This window comes from Paenibacillus sp. FSL H7-0737, assembly GCF_000758545.1.
Lineage (GTDB): Bacteria > Bacillota > Bacilli > Paenibacillales > Paenibacillaceae > Paenibacillus_AQ.
In genome coordinates this window covers 5,854,568-5,871,371 of sequence record NZ_CP009279.1, presented here as the reverse complement: position 1 = coordinate 5,871,371, position 16,804 = coordinate 5,854,568, and the positions used below count along the sequence as shown (strand labels likewise).

The 16,804-nt window shown below is 44.5% G+C and carries 17 protein-coding genes; 13 read left to right on the top strand and 4 right to left on the bottom strand.

From position 1 onward, the window contains the following. Positions 1 to 13: 13 nt before the first annotated feature. The 4 genes from H70737_RS25660 (at position 14) to H70737_RS25645 (ending at position 3,360) form a co-directional block, all read left to right on the top strand. Positions 14 to 1,684, top strand: coding sequence for a response regulator (locus H70737_RS25660; protein WP_042191849.1), 1,671 nt, complete (start codon positions 14 to 16; stop codon positions 1,682 to 1,684). Positions 1,685 to 1,783: 99 nt separating this feature from the next. Continuing rightward, positions 1,784 to 2,122 (top strand): STAS domain-containing protein, encoded by a 339-nt coding sequence (locus H70737_RS25655; RefSeq protein ID WP_042131044.1) that lies wholly within the window; start codon positions 1,784 to 1,786, stop codon positions 2,120 to 2,122. An 18-nt stretch (positions 2,123 to 2,140) separates the two neighbouring features. Next, on the top strand, positions 2,141 to 2,593 hold the full coding sequence (rsbW, locus tag H70737_RS25650) for an anti-sigma B factor RsbW (protein ID WP_042191848.1): 453 nt from the start codon (positions 2,141 to 2,143) through the stop codon (positions 2,591 to 2,593). After that, positions 2,590 to 3,360 carry a sigma-70 family RNA polymerase sigma factor gene (locus tag H70737_RS25645; RefSeq protein ID WP_042131042.1) on the top strand — a complete coding sequence of 257 codons (771 nt, stop codon included), beginning with the start codon at positions 2,590 to 2,592 and terminating at the stop codon, positions 3,358 to 3,360. The genes rsbW and H70737_RS25645 overlap by 4 nt, the downstream gene beginning before the upstream one ends. A 208-nt stretch (positions 3,361 to 3,568) precedes the next feature. Here the strand turns inward: H70737_RS25645 and H70737_RS25640 are convergent, their stop codons facing one another. The 3 genes from H70737_RS25640 to H70737_RS25630 all read right to left on the bottom strand — a co-directional run bounded on the left by H70737_RS25640 (position 3,569) and on the right by H70737_RS25630 (position 6,427). Then, a complete protein-coding gene (locus H70737_RS25640; RefSeq protein WP_042191847.1) occupies positions 3,569 to 3,901 on the bottom strand; it encodes a DUF5665 domain-containing protein in 333 nt (110 codons plus the stop codon). Positions 3,902 to 4,050: 149 nt separating this feature from the next. Continuing rightward, entirely contained in the window at positions 4,051 to 4,560 is a 510-nt protein-coding gene (locus tag H70737_RS25635; RefSeq protein ID WP_042191844.1) for a YtxH domain-containing protein, read from the bottom strand. A 106-nt stretch (positions 4,561 to 4,666) separates the two neighbouring features. Further along, on the bottom strand, positions 4,667 to 6,427 hold the full coding sequence (locus tag H70737_RS25630) for a glycoside hydrolase family 13 protein (RefSeq protein WP_042194540.1): 1,761 nt from the start codon (positions 6,425 to 6,427) through the stop codon (positions 4,667 to 4,669). Positions 6,428 to 6,880: 453 nt separating this feature from the next. Between H70737_RS25630 and H70737_RS25625 the strand changes: the two genes are divergently transcribed. From H70737_RS25625 to H70737_RS25610, 4 genes are all read left to right on the top strand, one after another. Continuing rightward, complete coding sequence (locus H70737_RS25625; protein ID WP_081951212.1) at positions 6,881 to 8,215, top strand: sugar ABC transporter substrate-binding protein; 1,335 nt, start codon at positions 6,881 to 6,883, stop codon at positions 8,213 to 8,215. A gap of 19 nt (positions 8,216 to 8,234) precedes the next feature. Continuing rightward, a complete protein-coding gene (locus H70737_RS25620; protein WP_042191843.1) occupies positions 8,235 to 9,542 on the top strand; it encodes a sugar ABC transporter permease in 1,308 nt (435 codons plus the stop codon). Beyond that, positions 9,539 to 10,375, top strand: a complete 837-nt coding sequence (locus H70737_RS25615; protein WP_042131038.1) for a sugar ABC transporter permease — start codon at positions 9,539 to 9,541, stop codon at positions 10,373 to 10,375. The genes H70737_RS25620 and H70737_RS25615 overlap by 4 nt, the downstream gene beginning before the upstream one ends. Before the next feature lie 364 nt (positions 10,376 to 10,739). Further along, a complete protein-coding gene (locus tag H70737_RS25610; RefSeq protein ID WP_042191842.1) occupies positions 10,740 to 11,744 on the top strand; it encodes an asparaginase in 1,005 nt (334 codons plus the stop codon). A gap of 77 nt (positions 11,745 to 11,821) precedes the next feature. Here H70737_RS25610 and H70737_RS25605 read toward each other — a convergent pair whose 3' ends face one another. Next, positions 11,822 to 12,046: a DUF1128 domain-containing protein gene (locus H70737_RS25605; protein WP_042191840.1), complete on the bottom strand. Its 225-nt coding sequence runs from the start codon at positions 12,044 to 12,046 to the stop codon at positions 11,822 to 11,824. Positions 12,047 to 12,192: 146 nt separating this feature from the next. On the opposite strand from H70737_RS25605, the gene yyaC reads away from it, so the two are divergent. The 5 genes from yyaC (at position 12,193) to H70737_RS25580 (ending at position 16,673) form a co-directional block, all read left to right on the top strand. Then, entirely contained in the window at positions 12,193 to 12,720 is a 528-nt protein-coding gene (gene yyaC, locus H70737_RS25600) for a spore protease YyaC (protein ID WP_231573347.1), read from the top strand. Between the two features lie 90 nt (positions 12,721 to 12,810). Then, a complete protein-coding gene (locus H70737_RS25595; protein ID WP_042191837.1) occupies positions 12,811 to 13,617 on the top strand; it encodes an alpha/beta fold hydrolase in 807 nt (268 codons plus the stop codon). A gap of 302 nt (positions 13,618 to 13,919) precedes the next feature. Then, complete coding sequence (locus H70737_RS25590; protein ID WP_042191835.1) at positions 13,920 to 14,591, top strand: DUF6483 family protein; 672 nt, start codon at positions 13,920 to 13,922, stop codon at positions 14,589 to 14,591. Beyond that, positions 14,591 to 15,397 (top strand): PhzF family phenazine biosynthesis protein, encoded by an 807-nt coding sequence (locus H70737_RS25585; RefSeq protein WP_042191832.1) that lies wholly within the window; start codon positions 14,591 to 14,593, stop codon positions 15,395 to 15,397. Before H70737_RS25590 ends, H70737_RS25585 begins: the two co-directional genes overlap by 1 nt. 85 nt (positions 15,398 to 15,482) lie before the next feature. Beyond that, positions 15,483 to 16,673: a class I SAM-dependent methyltransferase gene (locus tag H70737_RS25580; RefSeq protein ID WP_042191830.1), complete on the top strand. Its 1,191-nt coding sequence runs from the start codon at positions 15,483 to 15,485 to the stop codon at positions 16,671 to 16,673. Positions 16,674 to 16,804: the final 131 nt, after the last annotated feature.

Here is a 16,804-nt window from a genome sequence, read left to right as displayed (position 1 = left end):
GGAGGGTGGTCCTATGGGGTTTCAAGAACCAATTCATATACTACTAGTAGACGACCGTCCTGAAAATTTGCTGGCGCTGGAGGCAGTGCTTGAGAGCCAGCATTACGAGCTAATTAAAGCTACCTCCGGTGAAGAAGCGTTGCGCTGTTTGTTAAGGTATGATTTTGCTGTCATTGTACTAGATGTACAGATGCCGGGTATGGATGGAATTGAAACTGCCAAATTGATCAAGGCCAGAGAGAAAACGAAGGAAATTCCGATTATTTTTATCTCTGCCAATAGCAAAGAAGCGGAGCATTTATTCGCGGGCTATTCGGCAGGGGCTATTGATTATATGGTCAAGCCTTTCATTCCACAAATTTTGAACTCTAAGATACAAGGCTTTGTCGAAATGTACATCACGAGCAAGAAGCATCAGACTCAAACCATGCTGCTGCAGCAAAAGACGAAAGAACTGGAAATCATTAATAGTGAGCTTATCAAGGCAAAAGAAGAGGCGGAGATTGCCTCGAAAGCAAAGTCGGAATTTCTAGCCATGATGAGTCATGAAATTCGTACACCTATGAACGGCGTAGTTGGCATGATCGATCTATTAATGGAGACGGATCTTACTTCTGAGCAAAAGGAATATTCGGAGATCATTCGGAAAAGTGCGGACACGTTGATTACGGTAATTAACGACATTCTTGATTTTACTAAAATGGAATCTGGAAAAATGGAAGTTGAAGAGCACTTATTTGAACTCCGAAATTGTATTCAAGAGGTGTTCAGCCTCTTCTCGATAGAAGCAGGAAAGAAGAACCTGGAGCTCGCTTATTTTATTGATCAGAAATTGCCTCGACTTTTATATGGGGATATGGCTCGTTTACGCCAAGTTTTAATTAATCTGATCGCTAACGCAGTTAAATTCACAAATCAAGGTGGGGTCTATCTAGTCGCCTCGATCAAGAGCGTTGCGGATCATAAAATGGAAGTTGAGTTCACAATTATGGATACGGGGATTGGTATTTCTCCGGAGAAATGTGACCGACTATTTGAGCCCTTCTCGCAGCTTGATTCTTCCATGACACGGAAATATGGGGGAACAGGTCTGGGACTAGCTATATGTAAATCTCTTGTCGGAATGATGGGCGGAGAAATTCGGGTAGAATCGATGGAGCAAAAAGGAGCCACTTTTATCTTTACGATTCAGGTATCTATGCCAGGAGAAGATTTGATAGGTGGATATCAAGAAGAGGAATCCACACATCCTGTTTCCAATCAAGAGGGAAGAAGTAGAATCCTTGTTGTGGATGACCATCCGATTAATCAGCGTCTAATGGTCAGCATGCTGGATAAGCTGGGCTATGCGGCCGATATGGCTGAAGATGGTCAACAGGCTGTGGAGATGGCGATTAAACATCCTTATGATTTTATCTTTATGGACCTTCAAATGCCAGTGATGGATGGCTTGGAGGCGACCGCTCAAATTCGTCGAGAGGGTGGTCCTGCTGCCGAGAAGACCGTTATCATTGCAATGACGGCGAACGTCATGGAAGGAATTCAGAATCGCTGTAAGGCCTCTGGAATGGATGATTACATCAGCAAACCGCTGAAGATGAGTAGTATAAAACAAATTATTTCTCGATATTCTAGCAACGACAATGTATTAGTAGAACCTGATATATCTATTTTCCAAGCGTAATCTAGTATTTACCAATCCGTTTTTTTAACGTTATCTGATTCAAAGGTATATCATTAAGGTTATTAATATAGAAAATATTTGTTCAGGAGAGATCGTCTAATGAATACGCATAAAAGTAACAAGTTCCATGCTAAGACAGAAACCAAAGGGAATGTATGCACAGTTTTCCTGAGTGGTGAACTTGATTTATCAGTTGCTTCCGATTTCCGCCTGGTTATGGAGCCACTTGTGGGAGACACCAAACTAGATTTAGTTATTAATCTAAAAGAATTAAAATACATCGATAGCACAGGGATTGGTATTCTACTTTCGATCCTGAAATCAAGACAAGGAATGGACGTTAAGTTTATGGTTGAGGATGTTCCTCCACAAATTCAGAAGTTGTTTGACATGACTGGTATTTCCAAGTTTTTTGCCTCCCAAGAGAATTCCCACTAGGAAAGGATAGAACAAAGAATGAGTGATGATGTGCAAAAAGTAATTCTTCAGTTGCCTGCTAGCGCAGAGTATGTGGATATTGTTAGGTTGAATTTATACGGCATTGCCTCGAAAATGGGTTTCACCTATGAGGATATAGAAGACATGAAAGTGGCAGTGTCAGAGGCGTGTAACAATTCAGTATTATATGCTTATGGCCAAAAAGACGGAGTAGTAGATGTTATTTTTGAGGTAGAGGAAAGCTCCTTATCCATTACAGTCAAAGACGAAGGGGAGAGCTTTGACGGCTTGGACAAGTCTAATGAACGTATGACACTGCATGATAAGGAGTTAAGTGACGTTCAGGTTGGCGGGTTAGGGTTCTACTTAATGCAAGCGTTGATGGATGACGTTAGTGTCGTAAGTGAAGCCGGAAAAGGGACGGTGGTAACTTTGAAGAAGCACCTTAATTTTAGCGAGGAGAAAGTATGAGTGACAAAGTGACTCCCCCCGAGTCCATGAATGAAGCAGTCACCCAAATTTGGGAGTATCAGCAGACCAAGGATAACGATCAGGCGACGTTGCTGATACAGAAATATGAGCCTATGGTGAAAATGGCTGCTGGGAAGATTTCCCGTAATCGCCCCGACTTGTATGAGGATTTATATCAGGTCGGGCAAATGGCGCTCATCCGGTTACTGCAGCAATATGATATCAGTCTCGGAATCCCTTTTGAGCCCTATGCGATGAAAAGCATGATTGGACATATGAAGAATTATTTGCGTGATAAATCTTGGTACATACAGGTTCCTAGACGGATTAAAGAAAAAGGAGCGCTTGTTCAACACGCGATTGATGAACTTACAGTGAAGCTTGAGCGTTCTCCTGCGGTCGATGAGATCGCTCATTATCTTGATCTGTCTGTTGAAGAAACTGTAGAAGTACTGGCAGGCAGAGAATGTTACCATTACGTATCTCTAGATTCACCGCTTTCTCAAGAGGAGACTGGAGCTACGCTAGGGGAGCTTATCAGCTCTGATGCGAACGATTACGAGACTGTAGAGAAACGAATGGATCTGCAGCAAGCACTAGGACAATTGAAGGAGCAAGAGCAGCAAGTGTTGCTGCTAGCCTTCCAAGATGGTCAATCCCAGCGGGCAATTGCTCAGAAGCTGGGGGTTTCACAGATGAGTGTTTCACGGATACAGAAGCGGGCCACTGAGAAGTTAAAGCAGATTATGGCCAACTCATCCTATTGAGCTCCTTTATGTGTAATATACATTACCTGGATTTGAATTCTACTGTTCGACGATAAGGACATGCCTCTCTCCGTGCCTGGAGAATAGCATGTCCTTTATTTGTGTTCCACAACGCCCTTACCCCGCTTGTCCGGCTAACCTTGAAGGATTAGCCGGACAAGCGGGGTAAGGGGGAGCGGTGATAGATGGGCGATAAATAGCCCACTTGTTAGCTGTTCGCATCAATGTATTTTTTGATCTCGCCAAGGTACTCACCGATCACGGGAACATCAAGAAATAGACTAAGAATGTAGCCCAGAACACCAAGGACTACGAACGTTCCGAGAGATAGGCCGAGACCTCGGGATATACCGGCCATCAAGTTTGTGATAATTCTTTTTTTGGGATCTGAGTAGTTATCAAGGATGTCCTTAAATTCTGATTTTTCTAGTGAGTCAGCAATCTTATCCAGACGATTGTTTAAGCGTTTGACCTCATGCCGTAATTCGAAAGGATGTTCATCAATTTCATATGCTTTTGTTTGGCTATTTGATTCTCCCATGGAGCACCCCTGCTTTCTGTAGCCCGATCGGGCATTCATTAAGGATCTATTCAATCAGATGAAACTTTATATAGGGTATAACTAAACAACAGCCAGCTGCGGACAGCTGGCTGTTGTCGAATGAAATGATAGCTGTATTATGCCGCAGATTAGTAACTGGATTTATAGGAGGATTTAACATCCTCTTTCGCATCTTTAGCCTCATCGGCGACTTCTTTAGAGGATGCTTTGGCTTCGTCAGCCACTTCTTTAGAAGCGTCTTTAACATCAGAGGCTACATTATTTGAAGCTTCACTTACAGTGTCACCAATTTTGCTGCCTGCTTCTTGAAGGGTAGCGGCAATTTGCTGCTTGCTGTCACTGACAGTAGTGTAGATATCAGAAGCTTTGACTGAAACTGTACTAGCCAGATCGGTTGCTTTTTCACCTACCGTTGTGGCAATGGCTTTGGTCTTGTCAGTTACGACACCAGCAACTTCTTTAGTTTTGTCAGTAGCAAGCGTAAGTTTATCGGACAGATCACTGCGCATTTCACGACCAGGCTTTGGTGCAAATAATAGGGCTGCTGCAGCACCTATTAAGCTACCAATAAAGATACCTTTGAAAAAGTTGCTTCCGTTTTCTACTTCATGCTCTACTTTATGTTCTACGTTACTCATCACCAATCACTCCTTATAAGTTATCTTACTTCGTATTTAAACTTTGGCGTATAGGCTGAAACAATTGATGAGCAAGGCGTAGATGGCGAGGGGCTCTTGTTATGGACTATTTATTAACAGCTTGGAATACCGCATAGCCGAATTCGGGCAGATTCAGATGTAGTAATGATGTGAATTTTTCTGTTCGCTTCTGCGTCTCTAGGTTTACCCATATAGCATCCATCCCGGGTACAGGAATGGTGGCGTCGACTAGCACCTCTTCATTGTTGAGCACGATTAAGAAGCGGTTATGTTCGTCCCACCGTTCATATACAAGCAGTCTTGGGTGGTCCGGGATCTCCAGCGATTTAAAGCCGCTACTACGGAACGCAGTATGCGAATTACGAAGACCGATCGTCCAGCGATAGTATTCAAACAGTTCCCTGTTCTGTTTCTGGATGTCCCACTCCATACATTTACGATTATCTGGGTCATATTCACCTTCCATACCGATTTCATCGCCATAGTAAATACATGGTGCTCCCTGAAAGGTCATTTGGAACAAAACGGCCAGTTTTAATCTCCGGATGTCACCACCGCAAAGGGTCAGGAAACGAGTTGTGTCATGGCTGTCTAATAGATTAAAATTGGCCTCTGTAATTTGCTGCGGGTAATTCGCTAGCATAGTAGCAATCGATAGAGAAAATTGTGAAGCATTAATTTGTCCGTGAGCGAAGAAATTAATCTGAATGTTGGTTAGTGGGTAATTCATAACGGCATCAAATTGATCGCCAAGTAGCCACGGCAAGGAGTCATGCATAATTTCGCCTACAAGATAGGCTTCTGGATTAATGCTTTTGATCGTATTACGGAATTGTCGCCAGAACGTATGAGAGACTTCATTCGCGACATCAAGCCGCCAACCGTCTACACCGATTTCCTCAATCCAATAACGACCAACGTTCAACAGATACTCTCTGACTTCAGGATTCTCAGTGTTGAATTTTGGCATGATAGGCTCGAATGCAAATGTGTCATAGGTGGGAATGCCGTCGATGACTTGTGGTGGCCACTCACGCACATGAAACCAATCGGCATAACGGGAAGAACGCCCGTTGGTGAGCAGATCAACAAATGGCGGAAAGGTATGGCCGCAATGATTAAAGACACCGTCTAGAATGACGCGGATACCTTTGGAATGACAGGCGTCAACAAGTTCTTTTAGCAAAGCGTTGGTTCCAAAATGAGGGTCCACCAAGAAATAATCCTTTATATCATATTTATGATTGGTGGTTGCCTCAAACAGAGGATTGAAATAGATGGCGGTAATGCCCAATTCACAGAGATAATCCAATTGATCTAGTACACCTTGCAAGTCTCCTCCGAAGAAATTCCGGGGACTCGGTGTACCGCCCCAATCTAGCACATCTGCCGGATCGTTAGTAGGATCGCCATTTGCGAAACGCTCCGGAAAAATTTGATAAAATACTGCATCCTTTACCCATGCTGGAGGGGAGTGTACATCTTCACGGTTCAAGAAAGGAAAGTCGAATAAGCCCTCATATATTATGACTGGAGGCTCTGAGAAGAAGCCTTTTTCCAAATAATAAAGGACCTCATCTTTGTTATAAAGTGCAAAATAGTAAGTGAGTCTGCGATAAACAGGACGGACCGCAGCCTGCCAATAATCGAATAAGCTATCAGAAGCCATGTGCTGCATGGGAATAACCTCATGGGTTTTGTCCCAACTGTATTTATCTCCGCAAAAAAGATCAATCTTTGACACGTTATCCCGTTTAGTTCTTATGCGAATATGCAGTGTAGACTCATCGTAGGCATATGACCAATTCTGCCCCATGCGATGATAAACGGCTTCTTGTTGAATCATAATCAATTTCCATCCCTTCGTGGCCTGTAAACGCAAAAAAGGGCCAACCTCATGATAATCAGAGGTTGAACCCTTGGCGGTTTCATTGCCTTTAAATTTTGTCTGAATCTTATCATACCCCTCAAGATTAAAGCAAGAGATTATTTCACATGAATTCACAATATGGAATATTTAGTATGTAGTTGAAAAAAGGAGAAAATATAAGGAAAAACAAGAAAAGTGCTATTAAATAACCCCATTTGGATCTATACTCTGATTGCAATCCAAATTATGGGTATTATAGAATGAGGGCGAACGAACTTGATTTTTCTTAATACGCAAACAAATTAAAGGCACTGTTACCTAAAAGGTACAACCTCGGCACTTTGTGCGAATGAGGTTGTACCTTTTTTGCATGCTCTTTTTCTATGCGTGTTAGGTCTGATCACTTATGAATAAAGGGGAGATGAGCAAATGAAGAAGAGTAAACGATCGAAAATGCAAGCGGTATCATTTAGTTTGACCCTAAGTCTGCTGTTGGCATTGACGGTTACGGCTTGCGGTTCAGGCAATGGGAACTCTACGGCTCAGCCGAATTCAAGCCCGAATTCCACAGTGAACGAGCCGGGGGGAACTACAAATGAGACGAATCCCGCCGAAGAGGAGCTGAAACCGGAAGCTGGGGCCGAATTAACGGTCTGGGAAGCCAAGGAGCAGGTTGAGTACATGAAGCAGTTAGCCGCTGATTTCGAAAAAGAATACGGCGTTCCTGTCAAGGTTGAGGAAATGGCGGGCGGCGATCAGGGAACAAGGTTGGCGACAGATGGCCCGTCCAAACTAGCCGCCGATGTGTTGACTCTCCCGCATGATCAGATCGGTCAGGCTGTCAAAGCGGGATTGCTTTTGCCAAATGATGTGTTTGAGGAAGAAACGAAATCAACTATGGTGGAGACAGCTATTCAAGCATCGACTTATGACGGTATCCTGTACGGCTATCCTAAATCGGTGGAGACCTATGCGCTGTTCTACAACAAGGATCTGATATCCGAAGCTCCAAAAACTTGGGATGATGTGATCGCTTTTGCCAATACGTACAATAAGCCGAAAGAGAACAAATTTGCGATCATGTGGGAATTCGTCGGGTATTACAGCTATCCATTCATTGGCAGCTTCGGCGGATACATTTACGGTGACAACAATACGAATGTCAAAGATATCGGCTTGAATAATGAAGGCACCGTCAAAGGATTTACCTTTCTTCAGAGCTTAAAAGGAATTCTCCCATTGAATGCAGGAGATATCACCTATGACGTTAAAACTCAATTGTTTCAGGAAGGCAAGCTGGCGATGAACATCGACGGGCCTTGGTCCATAGCGATGTTCAAGGATCATGTTAACCTTGGAGTGGCGCCTCTTCCTAAGGGACCTGATGGTCAAGACAGCATTTCTTTTTCCGGTGTTAAATCGTATTATGTCAATTCCTATACGGTATATCCGGTCGCTAGCCGCTTGTTCGCACATTTTGCAAGCAGCAAGGAGAATCAGCTAAAGAACTTTGAAATGACGGGTGCGATTCCTGCGAGCATTGAAGCCGGAGAAGCGCCGGTAATCAAAGATGATCCGATTATAAGTGGATTCTTCGAGCAGTTCCAACACTCCGTGCCGATGCCTTCTCTATCGGAAATCAAATCCGTCTGGGGACCGCTAAAGGCAGCATTTGTATCCCTGTGGAACGATCCGGGTCTTGATGTTAAGCAGACGCTCGATAAGACTGTATCAACGATTCAGGCCGATCTGGATTCGAAGTAAAGGACAGGTGATTTGAGCTATGCACAAAAAAACAGGTGCAGCGCTACTCTCGGCTATTATTCCGGGACTGGGCCAGTTCTTCAATCGACAGTGGCTGAAAGGATTAGTATTCCTGCTGGTGGGGTCTGCTGGAATCTATTTTATTGCTCATGATCTAATGGGGTATTTGCGGGGGTTGATCACACTTGGTGAATTTCCAAGCCGTATGGTCAAGGTAGGTAAATTAACCCGGATGGTGGAGGGCGATCACTCCATTTTTATGATGATCAATGGTCTGATGTCATTGCTGGCGCTGCTGTTTTATACAGCTTTTCATTTACTGAATATCAGGGATGCCTTTCTAGTTGGAGCTGCGCGGGACCGGAATGAGCCCATTCATTCATTCGGTGAATCGCTCAGACATATGGGGCGTAGAAACTTCGCCTATCTTGTACTAGCGATTCCTTTTGTGGCAGTGGTTTTTCTGACGATATTGCCGCTTGTTTTTTCGGTGCTACTGGCGTTTACGAACTATGCCGACCCGATTTTACCGCCTGCGCATCTAGTAGAATGGGTGGGGTTCGGTAATTTTAATAAAATGCTAAGTTTGGATGTATGGAGTTCAACCTTCGGCGGAGTGCTGACTTGGACACTGATCTGGGCGATTATTGCTACTGCGACGACTTACATTGGAGGTGTGCTCATCGCTGTACTTATTCACCAGCCCCGTGTTCGGTGGAAAAAGCTTTGGCGTACACTGCTGATCGTTCCCTTTGCTATTCCTAATATGATTTCTCTGCTCGTCATGCGTAATATGTTCAATAATCAGTTCGGACCGATCAATAGTTATGTAAGAGCTTTGGGATTGGAGGGGGTGGCCTGGCTGACTAATCCTTTCTGGGCAAAGGTCACCGTAATTCTGGCTAATATGTGGATCGGAATTCCGGTTACCATGATTCTGGCCTTTGGGGTACTGACAACGATTCCAAGGGATATGTACGAAGCTGCTGAAGTGGACGGTGCTGGGGCATTCTACAAATTCCGCATGGTTACACTGCCTATGGTACTGTTCGCGACTGCTCCAATCCTGATCATGCAGTTTGCCGGTAACATTAATAGCTTTAACGTCATTTACCTGATGACCAACGGAGAACCGGTTAATCCGGATTACCAGTACGCGGGCCATACGGATCTGCTGGTGACTTGGCTCTATAAACTGGCGCTTAACCAATCGCAATACAGCTTTGCTTCCGTAATCGGGATTGTCATCTTCCTGCTGGTCGCGACCTTCTCCATCTGGAGCTACCGCCGAACGCGATCCTACAAAGAGGAGGATATGATTGCATGAAGCCAAAACTGACAGAAGCGTTTAAAACGATTGGAAGCCATTTGCTACTGATTGTGCTCAGTTTTATTAGTCTTTTTCCAGCGTTTTGGATTATTATGTCTTCATTCAAGACGGGAAACAGTTTGTTCAGCGACTCGTTGATTCCTAAAAATTTCACGTTCATTCATTACAAGGAACTGTTTGAGCAAACTAAATATTTGATTTGGTTCATGAATACACTAAAGGTTGCAGCGTTGTCTACGCTACTTGGCACTTTTCTGCTGCTGTTGACTTCGTATGCCATCTCTCGCTATCGGTTCACGGGCAGAAAAACGACACTGACCGCGCTTCTAGTTCTGCAAATGTTTCCGGGATTCATGGCTATGATTGCAGTTTACGTGCTGCTGAACACACTTGGGCTACTGAATTCCCATTGGGCACTTGTGCTTGTATACAGCAGTGGCGCCATTATCACCAATGTGTTTGTGGCTAAAGGTTTTTTTGATACTATTCCTAAAAGTCTGGAAGATGCTGCGCGGATGGATGGGGCGAGTCATATGAAAGTTTTTCTCTCTATAATGATCCCGCTGTCCAAACCGATGCTTACCTATGCCAGTCTTATGATATTTAATGGCTGCTTTGTGGATTTCATATTCGCTGACCTTGTATTGCGTACGGAAGAGACGAGAACGCTCGCTGTCGGGCTTTTCCGGATGGTGAATCAAAGCAATTCGACTGAATTCACATTGTTCGCCGCCGGAGCGGTGCTGGTTGCTCTCCCGGTCACGCTACTGTTCATTTTCCTTCAGCGATTCCTGGTGGACGGTCTGACCGCGGGTGCAAGTAAGGGTTAGTTCGATTTGCGCTCCCACTCTACAGCAGTACTGAATTCTATAAAAACCACTTCCTTTTCAGAAGAGCAAGAATCTGATGCGGGAGTGGTTTTTTAATTTAAAAGCTTCATTTATGTTCCTGTCATTCAGGATTTATTGCTGATGGAATTGTTTTTGTGTGGTTTCTAAAATCTTCTTGGTGTGGAGAGGATTGAAGAATGATGAAAATAGGAGTAGAATTCCTCATGGAACTAACACTTAAGGGAGTTTGTGATGTACAAAAAATCCCCGGAGCACGGGGTTATTTTCTAGCATTTATTAAATGTAGAATCCTAATAAATCCTTGTGAGTTATAGAGCAGCAAAGAGAAAAGAGGAGAGTTACCATGGAAACAGTATTAGTAAGAGAATATCGGTCAGATTTGCTGGAATGTGTCCATAGCGGACATATTGCAATCGTAGGAGAACACGGGAACGTAAAGGGCTATGCAGGTGATCCTGAGTTTGTATCCTTTACCCGTTCTGCGGCCAAGCCACTTCAGGCTATCCCAGGCATTCGTGGAGGAATCGTGGAGCATTATGGTTTTACACCCGCAGAGGTTGCCCTAATGACTGCTTCTCACCGAGGAGAGAGCTACCATGTTGCCGCGCTAGAGAGTATTTCCTCCAAGATTGGGATCGATGAGCAACAAATGATATGTGCCACTAGCTATCCACTGGATTATACGAGTAGAGAGAATGCCATTCGCGGCACGGGCAAAAGAAAGTTCTATCATAACTGTGCGGGCAAGCACATGGGGATTTTATCATATAGTAAGCTCAAAGGACTACCACTTGAAGAATACTCTCAGCCGGAGCAAACGGTTCAGCGTGAAATTATAGATACGATTGCTTATATGGCTGGTGTAGCACCAGACAGTATTGGTCTAGGTACGGATGGATGCGGTCTGCCGGTATTTGCCATGCCTTTGACAGCCTTGGCGACTGCGTATTTGAAATTAGCCAATCCTGATTTAATTGCTGACGAGGCAACTCGCAGAGCGGTCACCACAATCACTGCGGCCATGAATGCTCATCCGGAGATGGTTTCTGGGTCTGGACGCCTTGATTCAATCCTTTTGGAAGATGAAAATATTATTGCTAAGGGTGGATTTAAAGGCGTATATTGCTTCGGGTTGCGCCGCGAGCGACTGGGTATTGCCTTCAAGATTCTGGATGGATCAGAAGAAGAGTGGGGACTTATTGTACAGGGGATTTTAAATCAGATTGGATACAGTCAGAAAAATACTTTGGAAAAGCTGCGTAATGCATTTTCAGGTGTGATCTACAATGATGGTGGTACACGGGTAGGTCATGCAGATACAGAATTTCAGCTTCATTTCATGAAATAGGAACTTAAAAAGGAGCCCGTCGCTGCGCATCCATCTCGGATTCGCAGCGACGGGCTCCTTTTGTAAACGAAGAACAATTATTTCTGACGTAGACGGCCGAGTTCGGAGACGAGCGCTTCCACCTGAGAAATACTGAGTCTATCGCTGCCCATGGCTACCTCATAGACATCGAAGATATCTTCATATTTATCTACTGAAAAAGCGGAGGCTTGCATTGCAGCAGCACTTGCCATCTTCAGTTTGTTCTTAATGGCCTCGATCATATATTCAACATTTTCCTGACTAGGTTGTGTTAAATCCATAGGGTTATTAACATCCTTTCTGTACACTGATTCATGTATTTTACCATGATTGTGAGCTTGATCACCATTTTTTTGTCGGGCTCACAGAAATCATGTTAAATTAAAGGCATGAAATCAAAAAAATATCATCGAAGGGAGGAAAGGTATTGGCAATTAGAGAACAGGGAAGCGGTAAACGAAGCAAAATGGACGATGTAGGATTGGTGTCCTTTTTTATGGAAATTGCAGCGCTGCATTCAGCTAAGAAAGTTACCTTTCTGTGTATCGGAACGGATCGATCTACAGGTGATGCTCTCGGTCCACTAACAGGCAGCAAACTTCTGGAATATGGCTTTCCGCACGTAATCGGTACGTTGCCATCTCCTTGCGATGCAGATAATTTGGTGGCCAGAGTCGCTGAGATTCCATCTGAGCATATCATTATTGCTGTGGATGCTTGCCTAGGACCTCCAATAGCTCTTGGATATTACTTCGTTTCGAATGAGCCGCTTCAGCCAGCACAATCGGTGGGGGTATGCCTTCCCGCAGTGGGGCATTATAGCTTGGCGGCGATTGTAGATATCAACGGTCCCAAGCCCTATCGGACGCTGCAGACGACTCCACTACATAGAGTTATGGTTATGGCTGAACAAATTGCCGCCGCAGCAGCAAAAGGGTTTGGAATTGGGCGTTAAGAATAGGATGCCGGTTTCAAGGAGAGCTGTTTTGCTTAATAATAGATATTAGTTAATATATCTTAGTATTTTGGAAAGAGGGAAGCAGCCATGGAAAGAGTACGTTGTGACGGAAGCAATATTTGCTACAGTGATCAGGGGAAAGGCGAGGTTATTGTATTACTGCATGGCTTTTGCGGAAGTGCTGAATACTGGGAACAAATCATTCCCATCTTAAGCAGCGACTACCGAGTGATTGCTCCCGATTTACGTGGTCATGGAGCTTCAGAGGCTCCACTAGGCCCCTATACTATTGAACAAATGGCAGACGATGTTCTGGGCTTGTTAGATACACTAGAAATTTCTGAATGCACCATGCTGGGACATTCTCTTGGTGGGTATATTACACTTTCGTTCGCGCAGCGGTATGCCTCTCGATTGAAGGGCTTCGGATTAATCCATTCTACTGCATATCCGGATAGTGAAGAAGCTCGGGAGAATCGATTGAAAAGTGTCAGCAGGATTCAAAATGAAGGCATTACTCCTTTTGTGGACAGCTTCGTCCCAGGAATTTTTGCTAAAGCAACCGCTTCTGCATCACCGCAGCTGCTGGAGCGAGCTAAAGAAATTGGTTACAAAACGCCTCCACAAGGAGCAGCGGGAGCTGCGCTGGCGATGCGCGAGCGTCCGGATCGGCGTGATGTGATCACAGCTACCACGTTGCCGGTACTACTTGTTGCTGGCGAGCAGGATGAACTGATTCCTGCGGAGCGAACCTTTACTTCGGATAAACCAAATATAACGCAAGCTACGATTTCTGGAGCGGGCCACATGAGCCTCTTTGAAGCTCCTGAACGGTTAGCTGAGGTTATCAAGGAATTCACCCAAGCTACGGTTAGTATTAACAGCCATTCGTGATCGCTGAAATAATAATTCAAAAAGAGGCAGCTCCGCGTCAAAGTAACTGGCGTGGGCTGCCTCTTTTTTAGGAGACTATTGAAACTTACGGATTCCCAATCCGGCAAAGATAGCTATGGTTGTTACGCCGCCAATGTGGAACGGCATTTCATGTCAATAAGTAGAAGGATTCTAGTCATTATTTTTCCCGTAATTGCTTTAGTGGCATAGCGTAGTGCAATGGTTTAAGATAAATGAATAAAACACATATAATACCTAGATACAAAAGCTTCACAGTTACAGTATGGAAAAGGGGGAAGTTCATGTTCCGAAGAGACTATATTGTCCGAATGATCGAAGATATGACGGCGATGGTTGCCAAGGTTCTAACGCTGAAGCAAGAGCGGAAGACAACGGAAGCCTTATGGGAAATTGATGAGCTATTGAACCGACATTTTCCGCTGAACTCACGTCTTTTAAATTCACTATCTGTAGAAGATATTATAGATATGTTCCGGTTTAACGTTGTATTGGAGTCAGATAAGCTTCAAGGTGTAGCTAAGCTGCTTAAGGAAGAGGGCAGCATTTATGCTGCAAATGGCGATCATGACGCGGCACTATTCAGAAGTATGAGAGCACTGCATTTATATTTGTACGCAGATTTGCACGGCGCTGATCGAGAAATGTTGCAGATGACAGAGGATATTAATGAACTTCTGGAGGAAGTCAAAGCGTATCGTCTTCCAGCCAAGACGGAACGGCTGCTTCTAGATTATATGGAGTCAATCGGACATTATAGTAAAGCGGAGGACAGTCTGTATCGACTATGGGAGCAGGGGGAAGATGTCTCACTGGAAGGTGATGAATTGTACAGACGGCTGCTGCTTAAATCACCGGAAGAATTGGAACAAGGCTCGCTTCCTATCCATGAAGTGGAACAAGGATGGAAAGAGTGGCGCCGGATCACAGAAGTTCGGAGGGAGTCGGAAGCCTAATGAATACCCCTTTATTTATTATCGATGCCTTTGCAGGAAAAGCATATTCAGGAAACCCGGCAGCAGTATGCTTGCTGAAGCATCCAGTCGACGAGGCATTTATGCTTAAGACAGCAGCAGAAATGAACTTGTCAGAGACGGCATTTCTCTGGCCGGAGAATGATGGATATCGTCTGCGCTGGTTCACGCCCAAGGTTGAGGTTAATTTATGTGGCCATGCTACTCTAGCGAGTGCACATATATTATGGGAGGTGGGATTGCTGGATCCAGAGGTGGAAGCTAGATTTTATACACGCAGTGGGTTGCTTAGAGCTTCTCGTGCGGATGACCTCATCTCACTGTACTTCCCGCCTTATGAGCTTAAGTCTTCTCCTACAATTCCGGCTCTTATAGAAGCGCTTGGTATTACAGAAGAAAATGTGGTAGAAACTATGCTCTATGCTGACAATGTACTTGTACGGCTCGATCAGGAATCCCTAGTTCGCGAACTTAGCCCAGACTTCGGGGCTTTATCCCGGCTTGAAGAGCGAGCCTTTGCGGTTACTGCAGAAAGCTCCATCGAAGGCATTGATTGTGTGTCACGGTTCTTTGCACCGAAGATGGGGGTAAATGAGGATCCGGTCACAGGCTCAGCGCATACTGCGCTAGCACCTTTCTGGGCTAGTCGGCTTAACCGTACGCAGTTGACCGCTTATCAAGCTTCCGAACGAGGAGGCTTACTTCAACTTGAGGTAAGCAAAGATCAGATTAAGATGTCTGGCCGAGCAATAACTATTGTTAGTGGAGAGCTGCATGTGAAGCCCTGATAGGATAACTCTTGTAGAGCCGTGATATAATGGAACGATGATGGTTAGGAGACAATGATTCTCCATTTTTAATCCCGAAAGTGAGATGTGCGTTGTGGAATCTTTAAAAGCTCTTATTGAACAACTGATTAATGACCGTACCTTGATTATGGCTACCTTAAGCCAAGTACGTAACAAAGGGGAGACCTGTACGAAGGTACAGATTAAACCTGTCGAACTAAAAGGTAAGTTGCATTATCAGTTTGCGTCCTATATTGGTACAAAGGTTGAACATCGCAACGTACCGGCAGAATTAGCAGCGGAGGACATGACTCTTTTATTTAGAGAATCATATCGCCAAGGCTTGTTATGCACGGTGGAAGCGGATTATCAGGTGCTGATTAGCAAGAAATTCAAAGTATCCATCCTTACCAAGTCTCCCAGTAAAAAAGAAGAGCCGGATCTGGCACACAACCGCCGCAAGCGTTATGTGCTGGAGGATGGAGAACCTGTGCCATTTCTTGTGGAGCTTGGCATAATGAACAGAGAAGGAAAAGTGCTGGCCAAGCGATACGATAAGTTCCGGCAGATCAACCGTTTTTTGGAGATGGTTGAGGATGTGCTTGCCGATCTGCCAACGGGACGGCCATTAACGATTGTTGATTTTGGATGTGGTAAATCGTATTTGACCTTTGCTCTTTATCACTATCTGACCGTCCGCAAGAAGCGGGAGCTTAATATTATTGGACTTGATTTGAAAGCGGATGTAATTGAGCATTGTAATGAGCTTGCTGCGAAAATCGGTTATGATCACCTGAAGTTCCTTGTGGGTGACATTGCCGAGTACGATGAGCTGGATCAGGTAGATATGGTTATAACGCTTCATGCTTGTGACACAGCTACAGATGCTGCACTCGAAAAAGCAGTACGTTGGGGCGCCTCCGTCATTTTGTCTGTGCCTTGCTGTCAGCATGAATTGTTCGCGCAGATTGAGAATGAAGTAATGAGTCCGATGCTTTCACATGGGATACTTAAGGAGCGTTTCTCTGCCTTGGCTACGGATGCTATCCGTGCCAAATTGCTCGATATGATGGGTTATAGCAGCCAGCTGCTGGAATTTATCGACCTGGAGAATACACCGAAGAATATTTTAATCCGCGCCGTTAAAAGCTCGGGTGGTGATAACTCCGTCAAATGGCGTGAATACACCGCATTCCGTGATTTTATAGGGGCGAAACCTTACCTTGAGCGCGTATGTGCTGACCTGCTTTCGAGTGAAAGTTCGGTGGAGGGGTAGCACGAGCAATTTTCCCCATCCGGCGGGATTTTTCGAAAAATAGTTGTACATTATGCAATTACATTAGGATACAGTAGCGAATATCAGAGGTTAGTTGTACTTTTTGCAACTATATAACTTTTTTGATGAGA